The 25,683-nt window shown below is 72.8% G+C and carries 25 protein-coding genes; 18 read left to right on the forward strand and 7 right to left on the reverse strand.

The genetic code is table 11. The features are described 5' to 3' along the window. Positions 1-44 precede the first annotated feature (44 nt). The gene (locus B085_RS0108325) at positions 45-965 is read right to left on the reverse strand and encodes a LysR family transcriptional regulator (RefSeq protein ID WP_018558115.1); all 921 of its coding nucleotides are present in this window, start codon (positions 963-965) and stop codon (positions 45-47) included. A 64-nt stretch (positions 966-1,029) separates the two neighbouring features. Between B085_RS0108325 and B085_RS41745 the strand changes: the two genes are divergently transcribed. Next, on the forward strand, positions 1,030-1,983 hold the full coding sequence (locus B085_RS41745; RefSeq protein WP_106434886.1) for an EamA family transporter: 954 nt from the start codon (positions 1,030-1,032) through the stop codon (positions 1,981-1,983). A gap of 316 nt (positions 1,984-2,299) precedes the next feature. Here the strand turns inward: B085_RS41745 and B085_RS0108335 are convergent, their stop codons facing one another. Together B085_RS0108335 and B085_RS0108345 are read right to left on the reverse strand one after the other, a co-directional pair. After that, positions 2,300-3,184 (reverse strand): SCO6745 family protein, encoded by an 885-nt coding sequence (locus B085_RS0108335; protein WP_018558117.1) that lies wholly within the window; start codon positions 3,182-3,184, stop codon positions 2,300-2,302. Positions 3,185-3,448: 264 nt separating this feature from the next. Next, positions 3,449-4,219 (reverse strand): enoyl-CoA hydratase/isomerase family protein, encoded by a 771-nt coding sequence (locus tag B085_RS0108345; protein ID WP_018558119.1) that lies wholly within the window; start codon positions 4,217-4,219, stop codon positions 3,449-3,451. Positions 4,220-4,369: 150 nt separating this feature from the next. Here B085_RS0108345 and B085_RS0108350 point away from each other — a divergent pair, with 150 nt between their 5' ends. Both B085_RS0108350 and B085_RS0108355 read left to right on the forward strand, forming a co-directional pair. Then, positions 4,370-4,978: an HdeD family acid-resistance protein gene (locus tag B085_RS0108350; RefSeq protein WP_018558120.1), complete on the forward strand. Its 609-nt coding sequence runs from the start codon at positions 4,370-4,372 to the stop codon at positions 4,976-4,978. A gap of 211 nt (positions 4,979-5,189) precedes the next feature. After that, entirely contained in the window at positions 5,190-5,681 is a 492-nt protein-coding gene (locus tag B085_RS0108355; protein WP_078619812.1) for an ATP-binding protein, read from the forward strand. Between the two features lie 22 nt (positions 5,682-5,703). On the opposite strand, the gene idi is transcribed toward B085_RS0108355, so the two are convergent. The 4 genes from idi to B085_RS51390 form a co-directional block, all read right to left on the reverse strand. Then, positions 5,704-6,312 carry an isopentenyl-diphosphate Delta-isomerase gene (gene idi, locus B085_RS0108360; protein WP_018558122.1) on the reverse strand — a complete coding sequence of 203 codons (609 nt, stop codon included), beginning with the start codon at positions 6,310-6,312 and terminating at the stop codon, positions 5,704-5,706. 123 nt (positions 6,313-6,435) lie between these two features. Then, on the reverse strand, positions 6,436-7,386 hold the full coding sequence (locus tag B085_RS0108365; protein ID WP_018558123.1) for a cation diffusion facilitator family transporter: 951 nt from the start codon (positions 7,384-7,386) through the stop codon (positions 6,436-6,438). Between the two features lie 174 nt (positions 7,387-7,560). Beyond that, positions 7,561-8,547, reverse strand: a complete 987-nt coding sequence (gene galE, locus B085_RS0108370; protein ID WP_026250805.1) for a UDP-glucose 4-epimerase GalE — start codon at positions 8,545-8,547, stop codon at positions 7,561-7,563. Positions 8,548-8,603: 56 nt separating this feature from the next. Further along, entirely contained in the window at positions 8,604-8,738 is a 135-nt protein-coding gene (locus B085_RS51390) for a hypothetical protein (RefSeq protein ID WP_018558125.1), read from the reverse strand. Between the two features lie 325 nt (positions 8,739-9,063). Here B085_RS51390 and B085_RS0108385 point away from each other — a divergent pair, with 325 nt between their 5' ends. From B085_RS0108385 to B085_RS0108455, 15 genes are all read left to right on the forward strand, one after another. Further along, a complete protein-coding gene (locus B085_RS0108385; RefSeq protein WP_026250806.1) occupies positions 9,064-10,833 on the forward strand; it encodes a DUF5941 domain-containing protein in 1,770 nt (589 codons plus the stop codon). Next, entirely contained in the window at positions 10,830-11,579 is a 750-nt protein-coding gene (locus B085_RS0108390; protein ID WP_018558128.1) for a sugar phosphate nucleotidyltransferase, read from the forward strand. The genes B085_RS0108385 and B085_RS0108390 overlap by 4 nt, the downstream gene beginning before the upstream one ends. Beyond that, complete coding sequence (locus B085_RS0108395; RefSeq protein WP_018558129.1) at positions 11,567-12,628, forward strand: iron-containing alcohol dehydrogenase family protein; 1,062 nt, start codon at positions 11,567-11,569, stop codon at positions 12,626-12,628. Before B085_RS0108390 ends, B085_RS0108395 begins: the two co-directional genes overlap by 13 nt. Continuing rightward, positions 12,606-13,391 (forward strand): CDP-alcohol phosphatidyltransferase family protein, encoded by a 786-nt coding sequence (locus B085_RS0108400; protein WP_078619809.1) that lies wholly within the window; start codon positions 12,606-12,608, stop codon positions 13,389-13,391. The genes B085_RS0108395 and B085_RS0108400 overlap by 23 nt, the downstream gene beginning before the upstream one ends. Before the next feature lie 53 nt (positions 13,392-13,444). Beyond that, positions 13,445-14,290, forward strand: a complete 846-nt coding sequence (locus tag B085_RS0108405) for a glycosyltransferase family 2 protein (RefSeq protein ID WP_051102008.1) — start codon at positions 13,445-13,447, stop codon at positions 14,288-14,290. Positions 14,291-14,362: 72 nt separating this feature from the next. Continuing rightward, entirely contained in the window at positions 14,363-15,286 is a 924-nt protein-coding gene (locus tag B085_RS0108410; protein WP_018558132.1) for an ABC transporter permease, read from the forward strand. Beyond that, positions 15,279-16,073 (forward strand): ABC transporter ATP-binding protein, encoded by a 795-nt coding sequence (locus B085_RS0108415; protein WP_018558133.1) that lies wholly within the window; start codon positions 15,279-15,281, stop codon positions 16,071-16,073. Before B085_RS0108410 ends, B085_RS0108415 begins: the two co-directional genes overlap by 8 nt. Positions 16,074-16,656: 583 nt before the next feature. Then, entirely contained in the window at positions 16,657-17,595 is a 939-nt protein-coding gene (hpnC, locus tag B085_RS0108420) for a squalene synthase HpnC (RefSeq protein WP_051102000.1), read from the forward strand. A gap of 26 nt (positions 17,596-17,621) precedes the next feature. Beyond that, entirely contained in the window at positions 17,622-18,530 is a 909-nt protein-coding gene (gene hpnD / locus B085_RS0108425) for a presqualene diphosphate synthase HpnD (protein WP_018558135.1), read from the forward strand. 186 nt (positions 18,531-18,716) lie between these two features. Next, positions 18,717-20,162, forward strand: a complete 1,446-nt coding sequence (gene hpnE / locus B085_RS41755) for a hydroxysqualene dehydroxylase HpnE (protein WP_018558136.1) — start codon at positions 18,717-18,719, stop codon at positions 20,160-20,162. Further along, entirely contained in the window at positions 20,159-21,280 is a 1,122-nt protein-coding gene (locus tag B085_RS0108435; RefSeq protein ID WP_078619810.1) for a polyprenyl synthetase family protein, read from the forward strand. Before hpnE ends, B085_RS0108435 begins: the two co-directional genes overlap by 4 nt. A 98-nt stretch (positions 21,281-21,378) precedes the next feature. Next, positions 21,379-23,406 (forward strand): squalene--hopene cyclase, encoded by a 2,028-nt coding sequence (gene shc / locus B085_RS0108440; protein WP_018558138.1) that lies wholly within the window; start codon positions 21,379-21,381, stop codon positions 23,404-23,406. Then, positions 23,406-24,008 (forward strand): hypothetical protein, encoded by a 603-nt coding sequence (locus tag B085_RS0108445; protein ID WP_018558139.1) that lies wholly within the window; start codon positions 23,406-23,408, stop codon positions 24,006-24,008. Before shc ends, B085_RS0108445 begins: the two co-directional genes overlap by 1 nt. Positions 24,009-24,013: 5 nt before the next feature. After that, positions 24,014-25,042 (forward strand): adenosyl-hopene transferase HpnH, encoded by a 1,029-nt coding sequence (hpnH, locus tag B085_RS0108450; RefSeq protein WP_018558140.1) that lies wholly within the window; start codon positions 24,014-24,016, stop codon positions 25,040-25,042. Between the two features lie 7 nt (positions 25,043-25,049). Next, on the forward strand, positions 25,050-25,683 hold a 634-nt coding region (locus tag B085_RS0108455; protein WP_018558141.1), incomplete at its 3' end, for a flavodoxin-dependent (E)-4-hydroxy-3-methylbut-2-enyl-diphosphate synthase.

Consider the following 25,683-nt stretch of genomic DNA (forward strand, 5'->3'; position numbering starts at 1 on the left):
CCCTCCCCGCCTGACCCGCTGCCCACCGCGGTCGCCCGGTCCGCTCACCCGGTGAGCAGCCGGGCGACCGTCGCGATCGGCGGCCACGACCACTGACCCGCGCGCGCCACCAGGAAGTGCCGCCGGGTGCCCACCAGCGGGTCCAGCGGACGGGTCACCACGTCGTCGCGCTGCCGCTCCACCCCCGACTCGGCGAGCAGCGCCACGCCGAGTCCCGCCCCGGTGAGCAGGTTCACCAGGTGCAGGCTGTCGACTCGGTGGACGATCCGCGGGGTGAACCCGGCCATCGCGCACACCCGCTGCACCAGCTCGTCGTCGTCACTGCCGCGCGAGTTGGTGATCCACCCCGCCCCGGACAGCCGGTTCAGCCCGGACAGCGGAACGGGCCCGCCCGGTCCCGGGTCGCCGGGATGCCCGTCCGGCAGCAGGAGCACCATCGGCTGCGTGGCGAACTGCCGCGCGCTGAGTCCGTCCGGCACCGGGCGCGGCACCAGGCTGTAGTCGTAGACGATGCCGAGGTCGACGTCCCCGGACAGCAGCAGCGCGAGGGTCTGCTCCGGTTCGTGCTCGTACAGCTGCACCTCGACGCGCGGGTGCTCCGCGCGGAGCCGCCCGAGCGCGGGCACGACCGTGGGCTCGACGGCGCTGACGAAGCTCGCCAGCCGCACCCGGCCGGCCGGGCCGGACTCCCCGCGCAGCTCCGCCCTGGCCTCCTCCACGGCGGAGAGGATCCCCACGGCGTGCGCGACCAGGCGCTCACCCGCCGGGGTCAGCCGCACCCGGCGGCCGACCGGGGTGAGGAGCCGTGTGCCGACCTCCTGCTCCAGAACCGCGAGGTGCTTGGAGACCGCCGAGGTGCCGTATCCGGTGCGCTCGGCGACGGCGGCCATGGTGCCCACGCGGCTGAGCTCGACCAGCAGGCGCAGCCGGCCGAGATCGGGGAGCTGGTCGGACGCATCCATCATCCACCGATCGTAAACAATGCGTCCGCCAATGACTCGTGGACAGAAACAACGGGCGGCGTGTCCAATGGGTCCCGTGTCCGAGCCGCATACTCTTACGCCCCGCCGCATACCTGGTGCCGTGCTGATCCTGGCCGCGATGACCGTGCTGCACACCGGCAGCGCCCTGACGACGGAACTCTTCGACGACATCGGCCCGGCCGGCACCACGTGGCTGCGCGTCGGCTTCGCCGCGCTGCTGCTGCTCGCCTTCACGGGCCGTTCGCTGTGGCCCGCGCTGCGCGCGGCCCCGCGCCGTGACCTGACGGCCGTCGTCCTGCTCGGCGCGGTCAGCGGAGCCATGATGCTGCTCTTCTCGGAGGCCGCCGCGCGCATCCCGCTGGGCACCGCGACCGCGCTGGAGTTCCTCGGGCCGCTCGCCGTCGCCGTCGCTTCCCTGCGGCAACGACGCGAACTCGCCTGGCTGCTGCTCGCGGCGGCCGGCGTCCTGTGCCTCACCTCTCCGTGGCAGGGCGGCGCCGACCTCGCGGGTGTCCTGTTCGGGGTTGCCTCCGGCGCGTGCTGGGCGCTGTACGTGATCGGCACCCAGCACGTCGGCAGCCGCTTCTCGGCACAGCACGGCCTCGCCGTCTCCCTCGGCGTCGCCACGGTGTTCACCGCGCCCTTCGGCGCCCCGGGAGTGGTGTCGGGTGCCACGTGGCAGGTCGTCGCGGCGGTCGCGGGCATCGCCGTCCTGATGCCGCTGGTGCCCTTCCTGCTGGAGATGAAGGCCCTCCAGCGGATCGGCAGGACCGCCTACGGCACCCTCGCGGGTATGGAGCCCGCGGTCAGCCTGCTCGCCGCGCTGGTGCTGGTCTCCCAGGTCCCGACCGCCCTCCAGGCGGCAGGGACGGCCCTGGTCGTGGTCGCGGGCGTCGGTGCCGCCCGCGGCGAGAAGCGCGCGGCGGGCGGCACCGGCCGTGAGGTCGTCCGCGGCGAACTCCCCGCCGCGGCGCCCGCCCCGGCCGTGCCCGCGCCCTGACCCGGCGCCGCCCCGGCCTCCTGTGAGCCCGGCACGGTGCCGGGTGAGGCCTCCGCGCGGTGCCGCGCCGCGGCCTGCCGGGACGGGGCCCGCCGGGCTTCCGGCCCCGGCGTCGCGCGGCTCGGTCCCGGGTGGGCGTTCGCCCCCGGGCGTGTGCAGGACGTGCCGGGGCTGCCGGCGGTTGACGGGTGGCATCAACCTGTCGCCCCGGCACCCGGCCGCCTTGGCGGCGTCCCCCGCCGTGGGGCCGGGCCCGGCGGACGGCGAACTCGACCCCGGCGCCGCCTCCTTGGCCCTCTCCCGGGCGGGCGCCGCCTCAGCTCTTGCCGAAGTGCTGCAGCGGGAAGCCGCCGTTGCCCAGGACGCGGTGGGTGAGGGCGCCGGCGAGCCTGGTGAGGCGGTCCACGGCGGCGGCCCCGAGGTGCTCGTAGGGCGCGCGGTCGAGGCGGTCGGTCACGCCCTCGATCTCTTGGCGCAGTTCGACACCGCGCTCCGTGAGGTCGCCGTCCGCGTCGAGGAGGCCGCGTTCCCGGAGCCCGTCCTGGGCCGCGGCCCAGTCCTGCGCCGACCATCCACGGGTGCGGCGCACGAAGCCCGGGGTGAAGCCCTTGCCGGTGGCGGTGTGGGTCACCAGGGCCTCCAGTCCGTTCAGGCCCGCCGCGGCCAGGGCCGCGAGGTGCCCGTCGCCCCGGTGCTCGCGCAGCAGGGTGGCGGCGTGCCAGAGCGCGAGGTGGGGCCGCTCCGGCACCGGCAGGTCCGCGTTGGCGGCATAGAGGGGCCTGGCCTCGCGGGTGCAGGCCTCGGCGGCGCGGAGTGCGAGGCGTGCGGCGTCGGCGAGGTCGGCGGAGGCGATGACCTCCGGCCCCAGCAGCCGCGTCAGCACCGCGTCCGCGACGCGCAGCCGGGTCTCCACGACCGCTTCCGGGGGCGCGAGGCCCCAGGCGCGCGGGATGACCGGGGCGATGATCGCGTGGTTGAAGTTGTAGAAGGTGGCGGTGACCGTCCCCGCGGCGACGGCGCCCAGCGGAGCGGCCCGCCCCGCGAAATAGGCCATGGCGCCGCGCTCCAGGCCGAGGGCCGTGAGTTCGCGGTCGTACTCGGAGGAGAAGTACACGACCGAGTGCAGGGGGTTGAGGGCGTTGTGGCAGCGCCGGCCCGCGCGCGGCTCCAGCGCGGGCGTGGTGGGGGCGGTGGCGGTCATGGCAGCAGGTTACCGACCGGTCGGCATGTCGCCGAGAGCCGGACCGCCGAGAACTCGCCTCGACGACGCTGCTCGCGCTGGCCACCGACGAGGCCTCGGTCAAGCTCCGCTCCGGCCCGCCCCACGACGGCGACGGGCCCGACGCCGCGCTGCCCGTGTGGGCGGGTGTCCTGCCGCTCACCACCGCGTGGGGCACCCCCGTCCCCGACCCGGCGCTGCGCGACGGGGTACCGCTGCCGCCGCACCTGGCGGTCCTGGCCGGCCCTACGCCGTCCACGTGAAAAGGGGTTCACGGCCCTCCAGGAACGCGGCCACACCCTCCGCCGTGTCCGCGCTGCCCTCCGCCTGGCGGGCCCAGTGCGCGACCCGTGCCGGGTCGGGTACGGGCGTGGTGAACTCCTTGGCCGCCGCCTGCGTCAGCAGCGACCGCGAGGCCAGCACCCCGGCGAACTCCTCGACCCGCTTGTCGAGTTCGTCCTCCGCGAGCACCTCGTCCACCAGCCCCGTCCGCAGCGCACGCTCGTGGCCGATCAGCTCGGCGGAGAACAGCAGGTACTTCGCCGTCGCCGGTCCGACCAGTCCCATGAGGCGGCGCGTGGAGGACGCCGGGTAGACGATGCCCAGCCGCGCCGGGGTGACCCCGAAACGCGCGCCCTCCGCGGCGAACCGCAGGTCGCAGGCGGCCGCGAGCTGGCAGCCGCCGCCCACGCAGGAACCCCGGATCACGGCCAGCGTCGGCTTGGGGAACGCCGCGAGCGCCTCCTCCGCCTCCACGGCCGCGCTCTGCGTCGCGCCGGGGCCGCCGGCCGGACCGCGCAGGCCGGAGATGTCCGCGCCGGCGCAGAAGGTGCCGCCGGCCCCGGTGAGCACCAGGACGCGCACGGCCGGGTCACCCGCGAGGCCGTCGAGCAGGCCGGGCAGCTCCCGCCACATCGCCAGGGTCATCGCGTTGCGCTTGGCCGGATTGCTGATCGTCACGGTGGCGGTGGCGCCCGCCGTGTCCACCACCAGGCCCGGCCCGGACGGCTCGGACATGCCCGCACCCCTCGTCTCGTCGTCGTCCCGGCGGGCGGAGATCGCCGAGGCCGCCGGACGGGGATCCTATCCCGGTCCGTGCCACGGCAAATCGGGTATATGAGCTGTAGTTCCCGACTGGCTTCCGACGAGCGCGAGGAGGCGGCGGCCATGGCCCCGTTCAAGGGACGCAAGAAGCATCCGGAACCCCCGGAGGCCGGGATCAAGCGCAGCTTCGGCTGGGTCGCCGCGCTGGGGGCGGTCCTGGTCGTGGGCGGCCTGGTCGGGCTGTTCTACGTGGGCTTCGCGACCATCACCTCGATGCTGCTCTTCGGCTGGCTGCTGCTGGTCGGCGGCGTCGTCGGCCTGGTCCAGGCGGTGCAGAACCGCAACACCAACTTCTTCTGGCTCGCCCTGGTCGTCGCGGCCCTCTACATCGCCGCCGGGGTCGTCGTGATCCGCAATCCCGAGCAGACGGCGGCCGCCCTGACCATGTTCGCGGCGCTGCTCTTCCTGACCGGTGGGATCTTCCGCCTCTTCGGCGGCATGGTGGTGCGCGGGCCGCACATGGTGTGGACCCTCATCCAGGGCGCCGTCGGCATCCTGCTGGCCATCCTGGTCCTGGCCGACTGGCCGCAGAGCAGTGTCTACGTCATCGGCGCCTTCTTCTCGCTGGCGCTGCTCTTCGACGGCCTGGGCCTGCTCGGCGCGGGTCTGGGCGGGCGGCGGATCGTCGGAATGGTCGCCGATGCCCGGGACGCCCCGCTGACCCGTCAGTGAAGTGGAACGGCCGGGTCAGTAGGGCTCACTGGCCTGGCACGTCCGATCGCCATGGGTCGGACGTGATCGAAAGATGTGGATTTACGGTCAGCGGCTCGGGGTGGGCCCGTTGCCTGCCGACACTCGATCCGTGAGGCGAACCCCGTCGCCGCCGTGGGCGGCCCTCGGGAGCCGCGGGGTGTATCGCGCGAATGCGAGGGTGAAGACCGCCATGGACGTACGCGGGAGCGTCCCGCCCCCCGATCCGGTGCCCCCGGTGGCGCCGGATGTCCCGCGCCCCTACGAGGGCGTGTGGCGCTTCACGGCCCCCGCGCTGGACTCCTCGGTGCCGCAGGCCCGGCACGCGGTACAGGATCTCGTCGTCCGCCAGGGCGTGCCGGTCGGCGAGGAACTGCTGCACGGCCTGCTGCTGATCGTCTCCGAACTCGTCACCAACGCGGTGCGGCACGCCGCGCTGCTCTCCCCGGAGATCGCGGTGGAGTTCGCCGTGGGCGTCGACTGGGTACGGGTGGCCGTCGAGGACAACCACCCGTACCGGCCGAAGGCCCTCCAGGTCGACGACGCCGACACCGGGGGCCGCGGCCTGCTGCTGGTCAAGACGGTGACCGCCGAGGCGGGCGGGATGTGCGACGTCCAGCAGACGACGACCGGCGGCAAGGTCATCTGGGCCGCGCTCCCGTTGCCGCCCGGCCCGGTGCACTGACGCGGGGACCGCGCGGGCCGGGCTACCAGCCCGCGTCGCCCGTCAGCTCGCGCACCGCGGGCAGCGCGGCGTCCAGCACGGTCGGGAACCAGGCCGAGAACGGCCCGGCGGTGCGGAGCGCGGCGAGCTCGGCGGGCGACACGAAGGCGGTCTCGCCGATCTCCTCCGGATCCGGGTCCAGGGGTGCGGTCACCACGCCGACGAAGAGGTGGTTGTACTCCTGCTCGACCAGCCCCGACGCCGGGTCCGGGTGGTTGTAGCGGACGGTGCCGGCCTCCCGCATCAGCGCGGGCGCCACGCCGAGTTCCTCTGCGGTGCGGCGCGCGGCGGCGACGAAGGGCGGTTCGCCGGGATAGGGGTGGCCGCAGCAGGTGTTCGACCACACTCCGGGCGAGTGGTACTTCCCCGCGGCCCGTCGCTGCAGCAGCAGCCGGCCTTCCCGGTCGAAGAGGAAGACCGAGAACGCCCGATGGAGCCGCCCCGGCGGCAGGTGGGCCGACAGCTTCTCCGCGGTGCCGATCGTCGCGCCGGTCTCGTCGACCAGCTCGAGGAGGATCGGTGCCGGGGCACCGTTGGAGGAGGGGTCCGCGGCGGGTGTGCGGGGCCGGTCGGCGGCGGGGCTTGTGGGCATGGCCATCCTTTGCTTCGACGACAAGACCTCAGTCTGCCTCACGCGGGGACCCCCGGTGCGGTCGCAGCGTGTTTGCATATCGTCACACTGCGTGCGTGACGCGGCATTCCTCGAGGCGGTTTCTCAGTGGCACAACCGCGCCTCGTGCTCCGCGTGCCCCACCGGCTCCAGCTGGAAGGTGCAGTGCTCCACGTCGAAGTGGGTGCCGAGACAGCCCTGCAGGTCGTGCAGCATCTTCTCGTGGCCGACCGCGTCCAGGACGTCGCGGCTCACCACGACGTGCGCCGAGAGCACCGGCATTCCCGAGGTGATCGTCCACACGTGCAGGTCGTGCAGCCCCGCCACCCCGGGCAGCGCCAGGATGTGCGCGCGCACGTCGGCCATGTCCACGTCCTTGGGCGCGGCCTCCAGCAGGACGTCGATCGCCTCGCGCAGCAGCTTCCACGTCCGCGGGACGATCATCAGGCCGATCAGGATCGAGGCGACCGCGTCCGCCCGCTGCCAGCCGGTGACCAGGATCACCAGCGCCGCCACGACGACGGCCAGCGAGCCCAGCGCGTCCGCCATGACCTCGAGGAAGGCCCCCCGGACGTTGAGGCTCTCGCGCTGCCCCCGCATCAGCAGCAGCAGGGACACCGAGTTCGCCACCAGGCCGATCGCGCCGAAGACGACGGTGAGCCCGCCCTCCACCTCGGCGGGTGTGATCAGCCGGCGGACCGCCTCGTAGAAGATGAAGGCGCCCACGCCGAACAGCAGCACCGCGTTGGCCACCGCCGACAGGATCTCGGCGCGTGCCAGCCCGAAGGTGCGGCGCTCGCTCGGCGGGCGGTTGGCGAAGTGGATGGCCACCAGCGCCATCGCCAGGCCCGCCGCGTCGGTTGCCATGTGCCCGGCGTCGGCGAGCAGGGCGAGCGATCCGGTGAGCGCGCTGCCCGCGACCTCCGCCACGAGGATCAGCAGCGTGATGCCGAGCGCCATGCGCAGCCGCCCGCGGTACGCCGCGGCCGCAGTGCCCGTCGGTGCGGTCCCCGGCCCGTGCGGGTGGCCGTGGCCGTGCGCGTGTCCTGCGCCCATCGCCCGACACCTCCCGTCCGTCGCCCTCGGCGCGACGGCGAGCCCGCGCGCGGAGACCGGCGAGCCCAGTGAACAACGGTCACCGTCCGTGGGCAACTCGCCGACGATGACCGCTGTCAGCCGTGGTGACCTGCGGTGATGGTCCGCACCGCGACCGCGGGGGAACGCCCGTGGTCAGGCGCCCCGCGCCTGCGGGTGGTTCAGGCACCAGCCCTCCCACGCGGATTCGACCATCTCGCGGACGCCGCGGGTGGCCGCCCAGTCCAGTTCCCGGCGGATCAGCTCGGACGAGGCGACCACGCTCGCCGGGTCGCCCGCCCGACGCGGCATGATCACCGGCTCGACGTCCTTGCGGCCGGTGACCTCCAGCACGATGTCGATCAGTTCCCGGACGGAGACGCCCTCGCCGCGCCCGATGTTCACCGTCAGGTCGGCGCCGCCGTCCCGCTCGCCGACCCAGCGGGCCGCCGCGAGGTGGGCGTCGGCCAGGTCCTCGACGTGGATGTAGTCGCGCACGCACGTGCCGTCGGGGGTCGGGTAGTCGTCCCCGAAGATCTGCGGGGCCTCGCCCCTGGTCAGCTTGTCGAAGACCATCGGGACGATGTTGAACACCCCGGTGTCGGCGAGCCGGGGCTCGGCCGCCCCCGCGACGTTGAAGTAGCGCAGGCAGGCGGTGGAGATCCCGTGCGCCCGCCCGGCCGCGCGGACCAGCCACTCGCCGGCCAGCTTGGTCTCGCCGTACGGGCTCAGCGGCAGGCACGGAGTGGACTCGGTCACCAGCGGCACGTCGGGCAGGCCGTACACGGCGGCGGAGGAGGAGAAGACGAAACGGCCGACGCCGGCGTCCGCCACCGCCTCCAGCAGCGTCCCGAGGCCGCCCAGGTTCTCCCGGTAGTAGCGCAGCGGCTGCTCCACCGACTCGCCGACCTGCTTCCTGGCGGCCAGGTGCACCACACCCGTCACGCCCTGCTCGGCGATCGCGCGGTCCAGCACGGCGCGGTCCAGGACGGAACCGGTCACCACCGGGACGTCCGCGGGCACCCTGGCAGCGACGCCGGACGAGCCGTCGTCGAGCACGACCACGCGCTCTCCCGCGCGGCTCATGGCCCGCACCACGTGAGATCCGATGAAGCCGGCCCCGCCGGTGATCAACCAAGTCATGGCGCCACCCTAATGGCTCGGTGCGGGAAGGCGGACGGGCGAGGACATGCCGCCCGTCAGGCCGTCGGCTCGCGGAACACCGGGCCCCGGAACAGGGACGGGCACCGGACGGGAACCGGGTCACCGAAGGCCCGCGCCAGGTCGCGGTCGCGGTCGTGGTCGTGGTCGTGGCCGACGGCCGGACGCGGCACACCGCGTTCCACCGGACGACGTCCCGATCCCACCCCACGAGCCCCCGGGCGGTTCGACGACCGTCCGGCACCCCTTCCGGAGCGGGCCTCCCGGCACTCACCGTGACCCCCGGTCTACGCGGTGTACCGGGCTTTGTCGATGCGCGCGTGATCCACCATGATGATCACGCCCAGCGGCCCATCGCCGGGGAAACGGCCGGTGAACGGAGCCTTCCGGGAATCCGATACCCTCTGCCGACACCACCCCGCGCGGCGCGTCGCACCCCGTGCGGCGGCGTCCCCGATGGCGCCGAGCACACTCGCAAGTCCAGGGAGATGAGTCCTTCTGTCGACCGCCATCCTCGCCGGTGCGCCGGCCGCGATGTCGCCGATCGAGGGCGACCTGCGGAACCTCGGCTTCGAGGTCGTCACCGCGGAGGACGCCGCCTCGCTCGCCACGTACCTGCAGGGCGTCCCCGCGACCGAGCGCGTCGCCGTGGTCGACCCTCGCTTCGTCGGGCACGCGCACGCACTGCGCCTCGGGCTGACCGACCCGCGGTTCGACGCCTCCGCCCTGCCCGGCGCCGTCTCGGTGCGCCCCGCCGCCCGCGCCGCCCTGGTGCGGGCCGTCGCCGAGACCGGCGAGGAGGGCGAGGGCGAGACCTACGCCGACCGGCTCGCGGGGCGCATGGAGAAGGACGGCGTATCCGTCCACCGTCCCGAGCTCGGTGTCCTCGTCGCGACCGTCCCGGCCGACGCCCCGGGTCGCGCCGCCGCGGCGGCGGCCGTCGCCGCCGTCGACGACGAGGCGGTGCGGCTGCGCAGCGCGGTGAAGTCCCGCGACGGCTTCTTCACCACCTTCTTCATCAGCCCCTACTCCCGCTACATCGCGCGCTGGTGCGCCCGCCGCGGACTCACCCCGAACCAGGTGACCACCGCCTCGCTGCTGGTGGCCCTGATCGCGGCCGGCTGCGCGGCCACCGGGACCCGGCCGGGCTTCGTCGCCGCGGGCGCGCTGCTGCTGACCTCCTTCGTCCTGGACTGCACCGACGGCCAGCTGGCCCGTTACTCGCTGCAGTACTCCACGCTCGGCGCATGGCTGGACGCCACCTTCGACCGCGCCAAGGAATACGCCTACTACGCGGGCCTCGCCCTCGGCGCGGCCCGCGGCGGGGACGACGTCTGGGCGCTGGCGCTCGGCGCCATGGTGCTGCAGACCTGCCGCCATGTCGTGGACTTCGCCTTCGCCGAGACCGACCACGACGCGCGGGCCGGCGCCGCGGTGCTCTCCCGCAAGCTCGACCGCGTCGGCTGGACGGTGTGGCTGCGCCGCATGATCGTGCTGCCCATCGGCGAGCGCTGGGCGCTGATCGCGGTGCTCACGGCGGTGACCACGCCGCGCATCACCCTCGCCGTGCTCATCGTCGCCTCGGGGCTCGCGGCCTGCTACACCACGGTGGGCCGCGTGCTGCGCTCCGCGCGTCGCAGGACGCCCTCGGGCGCCGCCGCCGCCCGGGCGCTGGCCGACCTCGCCGACACCGGGCCGCTCGCCGAGGGCCTGACCCGGCTCTTCCGGGGCCGCGGCGTCCCCGCGGCCGCGCTGCTGGGCGCGGCAGTGATGATCGCCACGTCCCTGCTGGCCCCGGCCGGCAGCGCGTGGCCGGTGGCCGCCGCCTGCTGCTACGCCGTGACGTCGGCGCTCGCCGTCTCGCGGCCGCTCAGGGGAGCCCTCGACTGGATCGTGCCGCCGGTCTTCCGCGCGGCCGAATACACCACCATCCTGGTGCTCGCGGCGGTCTCCGACGTGAACGGAGCCTTGCCCGCGGCTTTCGGGCTGGTGGCCGCGGTCGCCTACCATCACTACGACACGGTGTACCGCATCCGCGGCGGGACCGGGGCGCCCCCGAGGCGTCTGGTCCGCGCGACCGGCGGTCACGAAGGCCGGGCACTGCTGGTCACCGCGGCGGCCGCGGCCCTGGCGCACAACACGGGTTTCACGGTCGCGCTGACGGTTCTCGCCGTCGCGCTGGCGGTGGTGGTGCTCACCGAGAGCATCGGCTTCTGGGTGTCCTCGCAAGCACCCGCTGTACACGACGAAACTGGAGGACCTGCATGATCGGCCTCGTGCTGGCGGCCGGCGCCGGACGGCGACTGCGCCCCTACACCGACACCCTGCCGAAGGCCCTGGTGCCGGTGGACCCGGCGGGTGAGGGGACCACCACCGTCCTGGACCTCACCCTGGGCAACTTCGCGGAGGTCGGCCTGACCGAGGCCGCCATCGTCGTCGGCTACCGCAAGGAGGCCGTCTACGAGCGGCAGGCCGCGCTGGAGGCCAAGTACGGGCTCAAGCTCCACCTCGTCGAGAACGACAAGGCCGAGGAGTGGAACAACGCCTACTCCCTGTGGTGTGCCCGTGACGTCATCAAGGAAGGCGTCATCCTCGCCAACGGCGACACCGTGCACCCGGTCTCCGTGGAGAAGACCCTGCTCGCCGCCCGCGGCGACGGGCAGCGCATCATCCTCGCCCTCGACACGGTCAAGCAGCTCGCCGACGAGGAGATGAAGGTCATCACCGCGGACGGCAAGGGCGTCCAGCGGATCACCAAGCTGATGGACCCGGCGTCCGCCACCGGTGAGTACATCGGCGTCACCCTCATCGAGGCCGAGGCCGGCGCCGACCTGGCCGACGCGCTGAGGACGACCTTCGAGCGCGACCCGCAGCTGTACTACGAGGACGGCTACCAGGAGCTGGTCAACCGCGGCTTCCAGGTCGACGTCGCCCCCATCGGCGAGGTCTCCTGGGTCGAGATCGACAACCACGACGACCTGAACCGGGCCCGGGAGATCGCGTGCCGGTACTGACGAGGCTCATCCCCTCGCCGGTCGTCGTCGACATCCGTGCCGGAGCCCTGGACGACCTGGCGAGCGTGCTCGCCGACCAGCGCATCTCCAGCTCCGGCAGGCTCGCCATCGCGATAAGCGGCGGCTCCGGGGCCGTGCTGCGCGAGCGGCTCGCCCCGGCGCTGCCGGGCGCGGACTGGTACGAGGTGGCCGGCGGCACCATCGACGGTGCCGTGAAGCTCGCCGACGCCATGCGCGGCAGCCGCTACGACGCGGTGGTCGGGCTCGGCGGCGGCAAGATCATCGACGCCGCCAAGTACGCCGCCGCGCGCGTCGGCCTGCCGCTGGTGGCGGTGGCGACGAACCTGTCGCACGACGGCATCTGCTCGCCGGTGTCCACCCTGGACAACGACAACGGCCGCGGCTCCTACGGCGTGCCGACCCCGATCGGGCTCGTCATCGACCTCGACGTGATCCGCGAGGCCCCGGTCCGCTACGTGCGCTCCGGCATCGGCGACGCCCTGTCCAACATCTCGGCGATCGCCGACTGGGAGCTGTCCCACCGCGAGACCGGGGAGCCGATCGACGGACTGGCGGCCGCCATGGCGCGCACCGCCGGCGAGTCGGTGCTCCGGCACCCCGGCGGCACGGGGGAGGACGAGTTCCTGACCGTGCTGTCCGAGGCGCTGGTGCTCACCGGCATCGCGATGTCGATCAGCGGCGACAGCCGCCCCGCATCCGGGGCGTGCCACGAGATCAGCCACGCGATCGACCTGCTGTACCCCAAGCGGGCCGCCGCCCACGGCGAGCAGGTCGGCATCGCCGCCGCCTTCGCGATGTTCCTGCGCGGCGCCGAGGAGGATGCCGGTCTCTTCGCGGAGGTCCTGCACCGCCACGGGCTGCCCACCACACCGGGTGAAATCGGCTTCACGGAGGCCGAGTTCGTCACGGCCGTCGAATACGCTCCGCAGACCCGCCCCGGGCGCTACACGATCCTGGAGCACCTGCAGCTCTCCACCGACCAGATCAGGGACGCATACGCCGACTATGCCAAAACCATCGGTAGCTGAGCTGCGGCCGGTCGTTCACCCCTCCGGGCTGAAGGACCGCCGCAGCGGTGAGCACTGGGCCGGGCGCATCTACATGCGGGAGATCTCGCTGCGCTGGACCCGGCACCTCGTCAACAGCCGGGTGACCCCCAACCAGCTCACGTACCTCATGATCGTCGCGGGCATCGCGGCCGGCGCGGCGCTGCTGGTGCCCGGCCTGGCCGGAGCCGTGGCGGGCGCGCTGCTGATCCAGCTGTACCTGCTGCTGGACTGCGTCGACGGCGAGGTCGCCCGCTGGCGCAAGCAGACCTCGATCACCGGCGTCTACCTCGACCGGGTGGGGCACTACCTGTCCGAGGCGGCGCTGCTGGTCGGCTTCGGGCTGCGCGCGGCGGACCTCTTCCACCGCGACGGCGCCACCACCCAGTGGGGCTGGGCGTTCCTCGGGACGCTGGCCGCGCTCGGCGCGATCCTGATCAAGGCCGAGACGGACCTGGTGGACGTGGCCCGCTCCCGCAGCGGCCTGCCCGCCGTCCAGGACGAGGCCTCCGTGCCCCGGTCCTCCGGTCTGGCGCTGGCCCGCAAGGCCGCCGCCGCGCTGAAGTTCCACCGGCTGGTGGGAGGTGTCGAGGCCTCGCTGCTGATCCTCGCCGCCGGCGTCGCGGACTTCGTCCACGGCGACCTGCTCTTCACCCGCATCGTCGTGTGCCTCCTGGCCGCCATCGCCGTGCTGCAGACGCTGCTGCACCTGGTGTCGATCCTCGCGTCGAGCAGGCTGAGGTGAGCGCCGTGGGGACGTCGGCGGGAACGATCCGCCTCGGTGCGGTGATCATCACCATGGGCAACCGCCCCGAGGAGCTGCGCGACCTGCTGGACTCGGTCGCCAAGCAGCGCGGCCCGGCGATCGAGATCGCCGTGGTCGGCAACGGGTCGCCGCTGCCCGAGCTGCCCGCCGGCGTGCGGACCGTCGAGCTGCCCGAGAACCTGGGCATCCCCGGCGGCCGCAACGTCGGCATCGAGGCCTTCGGCCCCGGGGGCCGCGAGGTCGACGTGCTGCTGTTCCTGGACGACGACGGGCTGCTGCCGAACGAGGACACCGGGGAGCTGGTCCGGGAGGCCTTCGCCGCGGACCCCGCGCTCGGCATCGTCAGCTTCCGGATCGCCGACCCGGAGTCCGGGAGCACCCAGCGCCGCCACGTCCCCCGGCTGCGGGCCTCCGACCCCATGCGCTCCTCACGCGTCACCACCTTCCTCGGCGGCGCCAACGCGGTGCGCACGGAGGTCTTCCGGGAGGTCGGCGGCCTGCCCGGCGAGTTCTTCTACGCCCACGAGGAGACCGACCTCGCCTGGCGGGCCCTCGACGCGGGCTGGATGATCGACTACCGCGCCGACATGGTGCTCCTCCACCCGCTGACCGCCCCGAGCCGGCACGCGGTCTACCACCGCATGGTGGCCCGCAACCGGGTGTGGCTGGCCCGCCGCAACCTGCCGTGGACCCTGGTCCCCGTCTACCTCGGCGTGTGGATGCTGCTGACCCTGCTGCGCAGACCCTCGGGTCCCGCGCTGAGGGCCTGGTTCGGCGGTTTCAAGGAGGGCTGGACGGCCCCGAGCGGTCCGCGCCGGCCCATGCGCTGGCGGACCGTGTGGCGCCTGACCCGACTGGGACGACCCCCGATCATCTGACAAGCTCGGACGAGAGTGACCCCGCGCGACGGGCAGGGCCCGTGGCGCGCCAAGAGGACGAAAGTGTCAACTGTGAGCGAGACAACGCACGACGGTGCGGTCGCCGTGGGGCCCGTGCCCCCGGCGGGCGGTGGCCTCACGGCGTCCCAGCTGGCGGACAAGTACGGCCTGTCCGTCAGCGGCGCCCGGCCGGGCCTCGCCGAGTACGTACGGCAGCTGTGGAGCCGCCGCCACTTCATCTCGGCGTTCGCCCGGGCCCGCGTGTCGGCGCAGTACACCCAGGCCCGGCTGGGTCAGCTGTGGCAGGTGCTGACCCCGCTGCTCAACGCGGCCGTCTACTACTTCATCTTCGGCCTGCTGCTGGGCACCGACCGCGGCGTGGACAACTTCATCGCGTTCCTGGTCACCGGCGTCTTCATCTTCACCTTCACCCAGTCCTCGGTGCTCGCGGGCGTGCGCGCGGTCTCGGGGAACCTCGGGCTGATCCGCGCGCTGCACTTCCCGCGGGCCAGCCTGCCGATCGCCTTCACCCTGGTGCAGCTGCAGCAGCTGCTGATGTCGATGTTCGTGCTGCTGGCGATCGTGCTGATGACCGGTGAGGTGCCGGGCCCGTCCTGGCTGCTCGTGGCGCCCGCGCTCCTCCTGCAGTGCGTCTTCAACGCGGGCCTGGCGCTGGTGATGGCGCGGCTCGGCAGCAAGATGACCGACCTCGCGCAGCTCATGCCGTTCATCCTGCGCACCTGGATGTACGCCTCCGGTGTCATGTACAGCATCAGCCACTTCGCGGCGAGCGCGCCGACCGTGGTCAAGATCGCGCTGGATGTCAACCCGGCGGCGGTCTACATCGACCTGATGCGCTTCGCACTGATCGAGAGCTTCACCTCCGAGCAGCTGCCGCCCCACGTGTGGGCGCTGGCGCTGGGCTGGGCCGTGGTCATGGGTATCGGGGGCTTCGTCTACTTCTGGAAGGCCGAGGAGAGGTACGGCCGTGGCTGAGCACATCGACACCGCCCCGGGCGGCGAGCGCGTCCCCACCGTGATCGTGGACGACCTGCACATCGTGTACCGGGTGCACGGCGCCGGTTCGGGCAGGGGCAGCGCCGTCGGCGCCCTGTCCCGGCTGGTCACCGGCAAGGGCGGCAACCCGAACGTCCGCAAGGTGCACGCCGTGCGCGGCGTCAGCTTCACCGCCTACCGCGGCGAGGCGATCGGCCTGATCGGCTCCAACGGCTCGGGCAAGTCCACCATGCTGCGCGCCATCGCCGGCCTGCTGCCCGCGGAGAGCGGCAAGGTGTACACCGAGGGCCAGCCCTCGCTGCTCGGCGTGAACGCCGCCCTGATGAACGACCTGACCGGCGAACGCAACGTCATCCTCGGCGGTCTCGCCATGGGCATGTCGCAGGACGAGGTGCGGGAGCGCTACGAGCAGATCGTGGAGTTCTCCGGGATCAACGAGAAGGGCGACTTCATCTCGCTCCCGATGCGGACNTACTCCTCCGGCATGGCGGCCCGTCTGCGCTTCTCGATCGCCGCGGCCAAGAGCCACGACGTCCTGATGATCGACGAGGCGCTCGCGACCGGCGACCGCTCCTTCCAGAAGCGCTCGGAGGCGCGGATCCGCGAGCTGCGCAAGGAGGCCGGCACCGTCTTCCTGGTCAGCCACAACAACAAGTCGATCCGCGACACCTGTGACCGCGTGCTCTGGCTGGAGAAGGGCGAGCTGCGCATGGACGGCCCGACGGATGTCGTACTGAAGGCGTACGAGGAGTTCGCCGCCAAGTGATCCGGCAGACCGGCCCGCGCTCCCGACCGGGTGCGCGGGCCGGCGCATGCCTGGCCTGACGAGCGAGCCGCGGGCGCACCGGTGTGCGCCCGGACCCGGTGGTCCGGCGAACTCTCCCACCCGCGCGCGCCGTTCGGGCGCGCTCCCGCCCCGGCCGCGGTACCCGCCCCGCGGGACGCCGTCCGGACCCGGTACGGGTACGCCAAGTGAGTGGGCGCGCGCCCGGCGCATCCGCGGCGCGCGGTTCGCGGGGCGAATGGGGCCGATGATTTTCCCGGGATTTTGCGAGACACCGGGCACGCGAACCCGAGGTTTGTGCGTTCCTGCTTTCGGATCGACATAGGTCCGCCCCCCGGCGCACGCCGGAGCGGGTCTGCGCCGTAAGCTGTAGCGGTACTCAATCGCCGGATCTCGGGCGATACGTCCGGAGAGTCGGTCGAGTGCGAGGACAGCCCGGAGCAGGAATTATAGGAGCGGCGTGTCCGAAATTGGGTGTAATGGGCTATCGGTGTAGAACGGGGGATGTGACGGAAATGGCTCTGTGGACCCCTTGGGAGAAAACGCCCACCGCCCGCACGCCGGGATGTCCACGGTGACCGGATTGAAGCCCGAGGCTCGGGCGATCACGGTGCCGGACCCCCATTCACGTGCCGTCCTCGACAAGGCGGCCCGCGAGAACTTCCCCGTCGCGCCCTTCTTCGTACCCCGTTCCTGGCGCGCCGACCTGATGGCCGTCTACGGCTTCGCCCGGCTCGTCGACGACATCGGCGACGGGGACCTGGCCGACGGCGGTCGCACGGACGCCGTGCGGCTGGGGCTGCCCGCCGAGGCGGCCGATGACCGCCTCGCCATGCTCGACGCCTTCGAGGCGGACCTGCGCCGGGTCTTCGGCGACGGCCCCGCCGACGTCCGCCACCCGCTGCTGCGCGCCCTGCGGCCCACCGTCCGGCGGCACGGCCTGACGCCGGCCCCCTTCCTCGGACTGGTCGAGGCCAACCGCCAGGACCAGGTCGTCCGCCGCTACGCCACCTACGAGGACCTCCTCGCCTACTGCGAGCTGTCGGCGAACCCGGTCGGCCGGCTCGTGCTCGGCATCACCGGCACCGCCACGCCCGAGCGGATCCGCCGCTCGGACGCGATCTGCACCGCGCTGCAGATCATCGAACACCTGCAGGACGTGGCCGAGGACCTCGGCCGCGACCGCATCTACCTGCCCGCCGAGGACATGAAGCGCTTCGGCGTCACCGAAACCGATCTCACCGCCGCGACCGCGGGCGCACAGGTGCGCGCACTGGTTGCGTACGAAGCGGAACGCGCCCGAGACCTCCTGAATGAAGGCACCCCGTTGGTGGGTAGCGTCCACGGCAGGCTCAGGCTGTTGCTTGCCGGGTTCGCCGGAGGAGGCCGCGCCGCCCTGCGGGCGATCGCGGACGCGGGGTACGACGTGCTGCCCGGGCCGCCGAAGGCGGGCAGGTTGAGCCTGCTGCGCGAGGTGGGGTCGACATTGCGAAGAGAGGGGTGAGCCGGACTGTGAACGGCTCCGATCGCATGTCCGGACCCGTGCTCGCGGCCTACCGCTACTGCGAGGTCGTCACGGGCCACGAGGCCCGGAACTTCGCCTACGGCATCCGGCTGCTGCCCACCCCCAAGCGCCAGGCGATGTCCGCCCTCTACGCCTTCTCCCGGCGGGTGGACGACATCGGCGACGGCGACCTCGCCCTCCCGGAGAAGCAGCGGCGGCTCGACGGCACCCGGGACCTGCTCACCCGGGTCCTGGAGGGCGCGGTCACCGAGGACGACACCGACCCGGTGGCCGTCGCGCTCGCCGACGCCGCCCGCCGCTTCCCGATCCCGCTCGCCGGGCTGGAGGAGCTGATCGACGGCGTCCAGATGGACCTGCGCGGTGACACCTACGAGACGTGGGAGGACCTCGCGTCGTACTGCCGCTGCGTCGCAGGCGCCATCGGCAGGCTCTCGCTCGGCGTCTTCGGCGCGGTGCCCGGCGCACCGGGCCGGGAGCACGCGGCGGAGTACGCGGACACCCTGGGCCTGGCCCTGCAACTCACCAACATCCTGCGGGACCTGCGCGAGGACGCCGCCAACGGGCGCACCTACCTGCCCGCGGACGACCTCGCGAAGTTCGGCTGTTCCGCCGGGTTCCTCACCGACACCCCGCCGCCCGGTTCCGACTTCGCGGGCCTGATCGAGTACGAGGTGAAGAGGGCCCGCGCCCTGTTCGCCGAGGGGTACCGGCTGCTGCCCGTGCTGGACCGCCGCAGCGGCGCCTGCGTCTCGGCCATGGCCGGCATCTACCGCCGCCTCCTGGAACGCATCGCCGCCGATCCCGAGGCCGTCCTGCGCGGCAGGGTCTCGCTGCCGGTTCACCAGAAGGCATACGTCGCGGCGCGCGGCCTCGCCGGTCTCGACGCCCGACGTGCCGCCAGGAGGCGCGTGTGACACCCGGCCCACCGGCCGCGGGCCTCCTCACCCGCACCGGCAAAAGCGCCGCAACCGGCACGGGAGCGGCAGCGTCATGGAAAACAGCTGTTTTCCGCCGCCGTGAGGCAACCGCCGCCGTGCCGGCGGCGTCACTGTCGGCAATGGTGCGCCGTGCCACGCGCGGCGGCACCCGGGGGAGGGCGCATGGCTGAGCGCACGGCCGTCGTGATCGGCGGCGGGCTCGCGGGGACGACGGCGGCACTGGCACTGGCCGACGCCGGACTGCGCGTCACCCTGCTCGAGGCCCGGCCCCGGCTGGGCGGGCTCGCCTTCTCCTTCCAGCGCGGCGACCTGACCGTCGACAACGGACAGCACGTCTTCCTGCGCTGCTGCGTCGCCTACCTGCGGTTCCTGGAGCGCATCGACGCGGCCGACCTCGTCACCCTCCAGGACCGGCTCGACGTACCCGTGCTCGACGTGGCGGCCCCGCGGCCCCGGCTCGGCCGGCTGCGCCGCGCGGGGCTGCCCGTGCCGCTGCATCTGGCCGCGAGTCTGGCCACGTACCCGCATCTGTCCCTGGCCGAGCGGGCGTCCGTCGGGCGCGCTGCGCTCGCGCTGCGCTCGCTCGACCCCGCCGACCCGGCGCTGGACGACGTGGACTTCGGCACCTGGCTGCGCGAGCACGGCCAGTCGGCCCGCACCGTCGAGGCGCTGTGGGACCTGGTCGGCGTGGCGACGCTCAACGCCACGGCCGACGATGCGTCACTGGGCCTGGCCGCCAAGGTCTTCAAGACCGGGCTGCTCTCCGCCCCGGGCGCCGCGGACATCGGCTGGGCCGCCCGGCCGCTCGGCGAGCTGCACGACGACCGCGCCCGCACCGCCCTGGACAAGGCAGGGGTGCGCACCCTGCTGCGCGCCCGCGCCACCTCCCTCACCCGCACGGACGCGTCCGAGCCGGTACGGTCGCGCGACGGCGGCCCCGGCGGGGGCGGACCGGTCTGGGAGGTCGAGGCCGAGACCGGACCGGGACGCGCCGAGCGCTTCACGGCGGACGCCGTCGTCCTGGCCGTGCCGCAGCAGGAGGCCCACGGGCTGCTCCCCGCGGGCGCCCTGGCCGACCAGGACGCGCTGCTGCGCATCGGCACCGCGCCGATCCTCAACGTGCACGTCGTGTACGACCGCCAGGTCATGCGGCAGCCGTTCTTCGCCGCCCTCGGCAGCCCCGTGCAGTGGGTCTTCGACCGCACGGGGCACTCCGGCCTGACCGGCGGCGGCCAGTACGTCGCCCTGTCCCAGTCGGCGGCCCAGGAGGAGATCGACCTCCCGGTGGCCGAGCTGCGAAAGCGCTACCTGCCCGAGCTGGAGCGGCTGCTCCCGGCCGCGCGCGAGGCGGCCGTACTGGACTTCTTCGTCACCAGGGAGCGAACCGCGACCTTCGCGCCCCTCCCCGGTGTCGGCGCCCTCCGCCCGGGTCCGCGGACCCGGGCGGACGGCGTCTGGCTCGCCGGCGCCTGGACCGCCACCGGCTGGCCCGCGACGATGGAAAGCGCGGTCCGCAGCGGTTTGCAAGCCTCCCGAGCAGCTTTGACCGCACTCCGCCATCCCTTCGACCCACGTACCTTCGCAATCGAAGGCCTGGAGCCGGTATGAGCATGACCAGTGCAATCAGAGGAGAGAATGTGACCGCTGGCAACGAGCAGATGACCGCGGGCGTCGACAGAGCGACCGTGACCGCGCTCCTGGAGCGCGGCCGCGAGCTGTCCACGCCGGTGCTGCGCGCCGCCGTGGACCGCCTCGCACCCCCGATGGACACCGTCGCCGCGTACCACTTCGGATGGATCGACGCCGCGGGCAACCCGTCCCACGGCGACAGCGGCAAGGCCGTCCGTCCCGCACTCGCCCTGCTGTCCGCCGAGGCGGCGGGCGCCGCCCCCGAGGTGGGCGTCCCCGGGGCGGTCGCCGTGGAACTGGTGCACAACTTCTCCCTGCTGCACGACGACCTGATGGACGGTGACGAGCAGCGCCGCCACCGCGACACCGTGTGGAAGGTGCACGGCCCCGCACAGGCCATCCTGGTCGGCGACGCGCTCTTCGCCCTCGCCAACGAGATCCTGCTGGAGCAGGGCACCGTCGAGGCCGGCCGGGCCACCCGCCGGATCACCACCGCCACCCGCAAGCTGATCGACGGCCAGGCCCAGGACATCTCCTTCGAGCACCGCGAGCGGGTCACCGTCGAGGAGTGCCTGGAGATGGAGGGCAACAAGACCGGCGCCCTCCTGGCCTGCGCCTGCTCCATCGGCGCGGTGCTCGGCGGCGCCTCCGAGGCCGACGCCGACGCGCTGGAGGAGTACGGCTACCACCTCGGTCTGTCGTTCCAGGCCATCGACGACCTGCTGGGCATCTGGGGCGACCCGGCCGCCACCGGCAAGCAGACCTGGAGCGACCTGCGCCAGCGCAAGAAGTCCCTGCCGGTGGTCGCCGCACTGGCCGCGGGCGGTTCCGCCTCCCAGCGCCTCGCCGAACTCCTGGCCGCGGACGCGAAGGCCGCGGATTCGTCGGAGGGCAACGACATCGAGTCCTTCGACGAGGAAGAGTTCGCCACACGCGCGGCGTTGATCGAAGAGGCCGGCGGCCGGGAGTGGACGTCCCGGGAGGCCCGCCGGCAGTACGCCACCGCGATCGCCGCACTCGACAAAATGGACATGCCGGGAGAAGTTCGCCGTAAGCTCGTGGGCCTGGCGGATTTCGTGGTGGTTCGCGAGAAGTAGAGACACAACTGGAGCGCAGTACGTCGCCGGCCGGGCGCGCGTGACGGCCGACGGCAGCCCCAACACCGCAGACGGAACGACTGTGCAAAGGGGAAGCCATGACAGCGACGACCGACGGCGGTCCCGGGGGCGAGGCGGCCCGCGGGACACCCTCGGCCAGAACGAAGACCTCGGGCGCGATCCCGGAACCGGCGTCAGGTCCCGGGACCGGCGGCCTCACCGGCCGGACCGAGGAGCTCGCGGCCGAGGCCGCGCGCCGGGCCACCGGCCACCTGCTGGCCCGTCAGCATCCCGACGGCTGGTGGAAAGGCGACCTCGAGACCAACGTCACGATGGATGCCGAGGACCTGCTGCTCCGTCAGTTCCTCGGCATCCAGGACGAGACGGTCACCGAAGCCGCCGGCCGCTGGATCAGGTCCCAGCAGCGCGAGGACGGCGCCTGGTCCACCTTCCACGGCGGGCCCGGCGACCTGTCGGCCACCGTCGAGGCCTATGTCGCGCTGCGGCTCGCCGGTGACGCCCCGGACGAGCCGTGGATGGCCGCCGCGTCGGCCTTCGTCCGTGAGCGGGGCGGCATCGCGCGGTCGCGGGTCTTCACCCGGATCTGGCTCGCGCTGTTCGGCTGGTGGCGCTGGGACGACCTCCCCGAGCTGCCGCCCGAGCTCATCTACCTGCCCAAGTGGGTCCCGCTCAACATCTACTCCTTCGCCAGCTGGGCCCGGCAGACCATCGTGCCGCTGACCATCGTCGCCGCCCACCGGCCGGTACGGCCCGCCCCCTTCGTCCTCGACGAGCTGCACACCGACCCCCAGCGGCCCAACCCGCCGGTCCCGCGGGCGCCGTTGTCCAGCTGGGACGGGTTCTTCCAGCGGCTCGACCGGGCCCTGCACGCCTACCGCAAGGTCAGCGTCCGTCCGCTGCGGCGGGCCGCGATGCGCTCGGCGGCCCGCTGGATCATCGAACGGCAGGAGAACGACGGCTGCTTCGGCGGCATCCAGCCGCCCGCGGTGTACTCCGTCATCGCGCTGCACCTGCTCGGCTACGACCTCGACCACCCCGTGCTGCGCGCCGGACTCAAGGCGCTCGACGCGTTCGCCGTCTGGCCGGACAAGGACACGCGGATGATCGAGGCGTGCCAGTCCCCGGTCTGGGACACCTGCCTCGCCACCATCGCGCTGGCCGACGCCGGTGTGCCCGCCGACGACCCGGCGCTGGTCAAGGCGGTGGACTGGATGCTGGGGGAGCAGATCACCAAGTCCGGGGACTGGGCCGTGCAACGACCGGGGCTGCCCTCGGGCGGCTGGGCGTTCGAGTTCCAGAACGACACCTACCCCGACATCGACGACACCGCGGAGGTCGTCCTCGCCCTGATCAGGGTCGACCACCCGGAGCCGGAGCGGGTGAAGGCCTCGGTCGACCGGGGGGTGCGGTGGAACGTCGGGATGCAGTCGAAGAACGGCGCCTGGGGCGCCTTCGACGCCGACAACACCAGCGCCTTCCCCAACCGGCTGCCCTTCTGCGACTTCGGCGAGGTCATCGACCCGCCGTCGGCCGACGTCACGGCCCATGTGGTCGAGATGCTGGCCGCCCTCGGCCTGGAGCACGCCCCGTACACCCGGCGCGGGATCGACTGGCTGCTCGCCGAGCAGGAGCGCAGCGGCGCCTGGTTCGGCCGCTGGGGCGTCAACTACATCTACGGCACCGGGTCGGTGGTCCCGGCCCTCGTGGCGGCCGGCCTCCCGGCGTCCCACCCCGCGATCCGGCGGGCGGTGCGCTGGCTGGAGTCCGTGCAGAACGAGGACGGGGGCTGGGGCGAGGACCTGCGCTCGTACTCCTCCGCCGAGTGGGTCGGGCGCGGCGAGTCCACCGCATCCCAGACGGCCTGGGCGCTGCTGGCCCTGCTGGCGGCCGGCGAACGCGAGGGGGAGGCGGTACGGCGCGGGGTGCGCTGGCTTGCCGAGACCCAGAACGAGGACGGGTCGTGGGACGAGCCGTACTTCACCGGCACCGGCTTCCCCAGGGACTTCTCCATCAACTACCACCTCTACCGGATGGTCTTCCCGCTCACCGCGCTCGGGCGCTATGTGCGCGGCGAGCCGTTCGGCGGGCTACGGAAGGGGGCCTGATGGGGCCGTCCGGCCCACCTCTGGTCGTCGTCTGCGCGCTGCGGGTGGAACGGTTCGCCCTCCGCGGCGGCGACCGCAGCCACGCGTCCGGCCCGGTCGCCTTCGTGCGCACGGGCATGGGGCCGCAGGCCGCGGAACGCGCCGTCACCGCCGCGCTGCGCGACCCCGCCCTGGACGGTGCGGCGGTCCTCACCACCGGCTTCTGCGCCGGTCTGGCCCCCGGGATGCGGCCGGGCGACGTCGTCGTCGCCGACGAGCCGCCCGACGGGGAATCACTCGCCGCCGCCCTCAAGGCGGCGGGACACACCGTGCACGTCGGCCGGCTCGCGGAGTCGGACCACGTCGTACGGGGCCCGGAGCGGGCCGCGCTCCGGGCCACCGGTGCCGTCGCCGTCGACATGGAGTCGGCGGCGATGATGCGGGCCGCGCTCGCCCGGGGTCCACGCCCGGTCGCCGCGGCCCGCGTGGTCGTCGACACGCCCGAGTTCGAGCTCGTGCGGGTCGGCACGCTTCGCACGGGGATCACCGCTTTCCGCGTGCTGAGGGACCTTCTTCCAACCTTTCTCGATTGGCACCGCTCTACCGCGCTCCCCTGGAGGTGAGCTAGATGGCCATGCCGCTTCGACAGTCCATCAGGGTCGGCACCTATCTCTTCGAACAGAAAATGCTCCGCAGGCGTGAGAAGTTCCCGCTCATCGTCGAGCTGGAGCCGCTCTTCGCCTGCAACCTGAAATGCGAGGGCTGCGGGAAGATCCAGCACCCGGCGGGTGTGCTGAAGCAGCGCATGCCGGTGGCACAAGCCGTGGGCGCCGTCCTGGAATCGGGCGCGCCGATGGTGTCGATCGCCGGCGGCGAACCGCTGATGCACCCGCAGATCGACGAGATCGTGCGGCAGCTGGTGGCGAAGAAGAAGTACGTCTTCCTCTGCACCAACGCCATGCTGCTGCGCAAGAAGCTGGAGAACTTCACGCCCTCGCCCTACTTCGCGTTCGCCGTGCACATCGACGGACTGCGCGAGCGGCACGATGAGTCGGTCGCCAAGGAAGGCGTCTTCGACGAGGCGGTGGAGGCGATCAAGGAGGCCAAGCGGCGCGGTTTCCGGGTCACCACCAATTCGACCTTCTTCAACACCGACACCCCGCAGACCATCATCGAGGTCCTCAACTTCCTCAATGACGACCTGCAGGTCGACGAGATGATGATCTCGCCGGCCTACGCCTATGAGAAGGCTCCCGACCAGGAGCACTTCCTGGGCGTGGAGCAGACCCGCGAACTGTTCAAGAAGGCCTTCTCGGGCGGGAACAGGAAGAAGTGGAGGCTCAACCACAGCCCTCTCTTCCTGGACTTCCTCGAGGGCAAGGTCGACTTCCCGTGCACCGCCTGGGCGATTCCCAACTACTCCCTGTTCGGCTGGCAGCGCCCCTGCTACCTGATGAGCGACGGTTACGTGACCACGTACAAGGAGCTCGTCGAGGAGACCGACTGGAGCAAGTACGGCCGCGGCAAGGACCCGCGCTGCGCCAACTGCATGGCGCACTGCGGCTACGAGCCGACCGCCGTCCTGGCCACGATGACCTCCCTCAAGGAGTCCATCAGGGCGACCCGGGAGACCGTCACCGGCAACCGCGGGAAGTGACGTCGCGATGACAGCTGTCGAGCCCGTCTCGCTCGGCCTGCCCTCCGTGCCGGCCCGGCCACTCGCGGAGCGCCGCCGTTCGCGGCGCATCCAGGTCGGGCCGGTGGCGGTGGGCGGCGACGCCCCCGTCTCGGTCCAGTCCATGACGACCACGCTCACCGCCGACGTCAACGCGACGCTGCAGCAGATCGCCGAACTGACGGCGTCCGGCTGCCAGATCGTCCGTGTGGCCTGTCCCTCGCAGGACGACGCCGACGCCCTCGCCACCATCGCGAGGAAGTCGCAGATCCCGGTGATCGCGGACATCCACTTCCAGCCGAAGTACGTGTTCGCGGCGATCGACGCGGGCTGTGCGGCGGTGCGGGTGAACCCGGGCAACATCCGGCAGTTCGACGACAAGGTGAAGGAGATCGCCAGGGCGGCCTCCGACGCCGGCACCCCGATCCGGATCGGGGTGAACGCCGGGTCGCTGGACAAGCGGCTGCTGGAGAAGTACGGCANGGCCACGCCCGAGGCGCTGGTNGAGTCGGCGCTGTGGGAGTGCTCGCTGTTCGAGGAGCACGGCTTCCGGGACATCAAGATCTCGGTGAAGCACAACGACCCGGTGGTGATGGTCAACGCGTACCGGCTGCTGGCGGCGC

The sequence above is a fragment of the Streptomyces sp. BoleA5 genome (assembly GCF_000373665.1).
Lineage (GTDB): Bacteria > Actinomycetota > Actinomycetes > Streptomycetales > Streptomycetaceae > Actinacidiphila.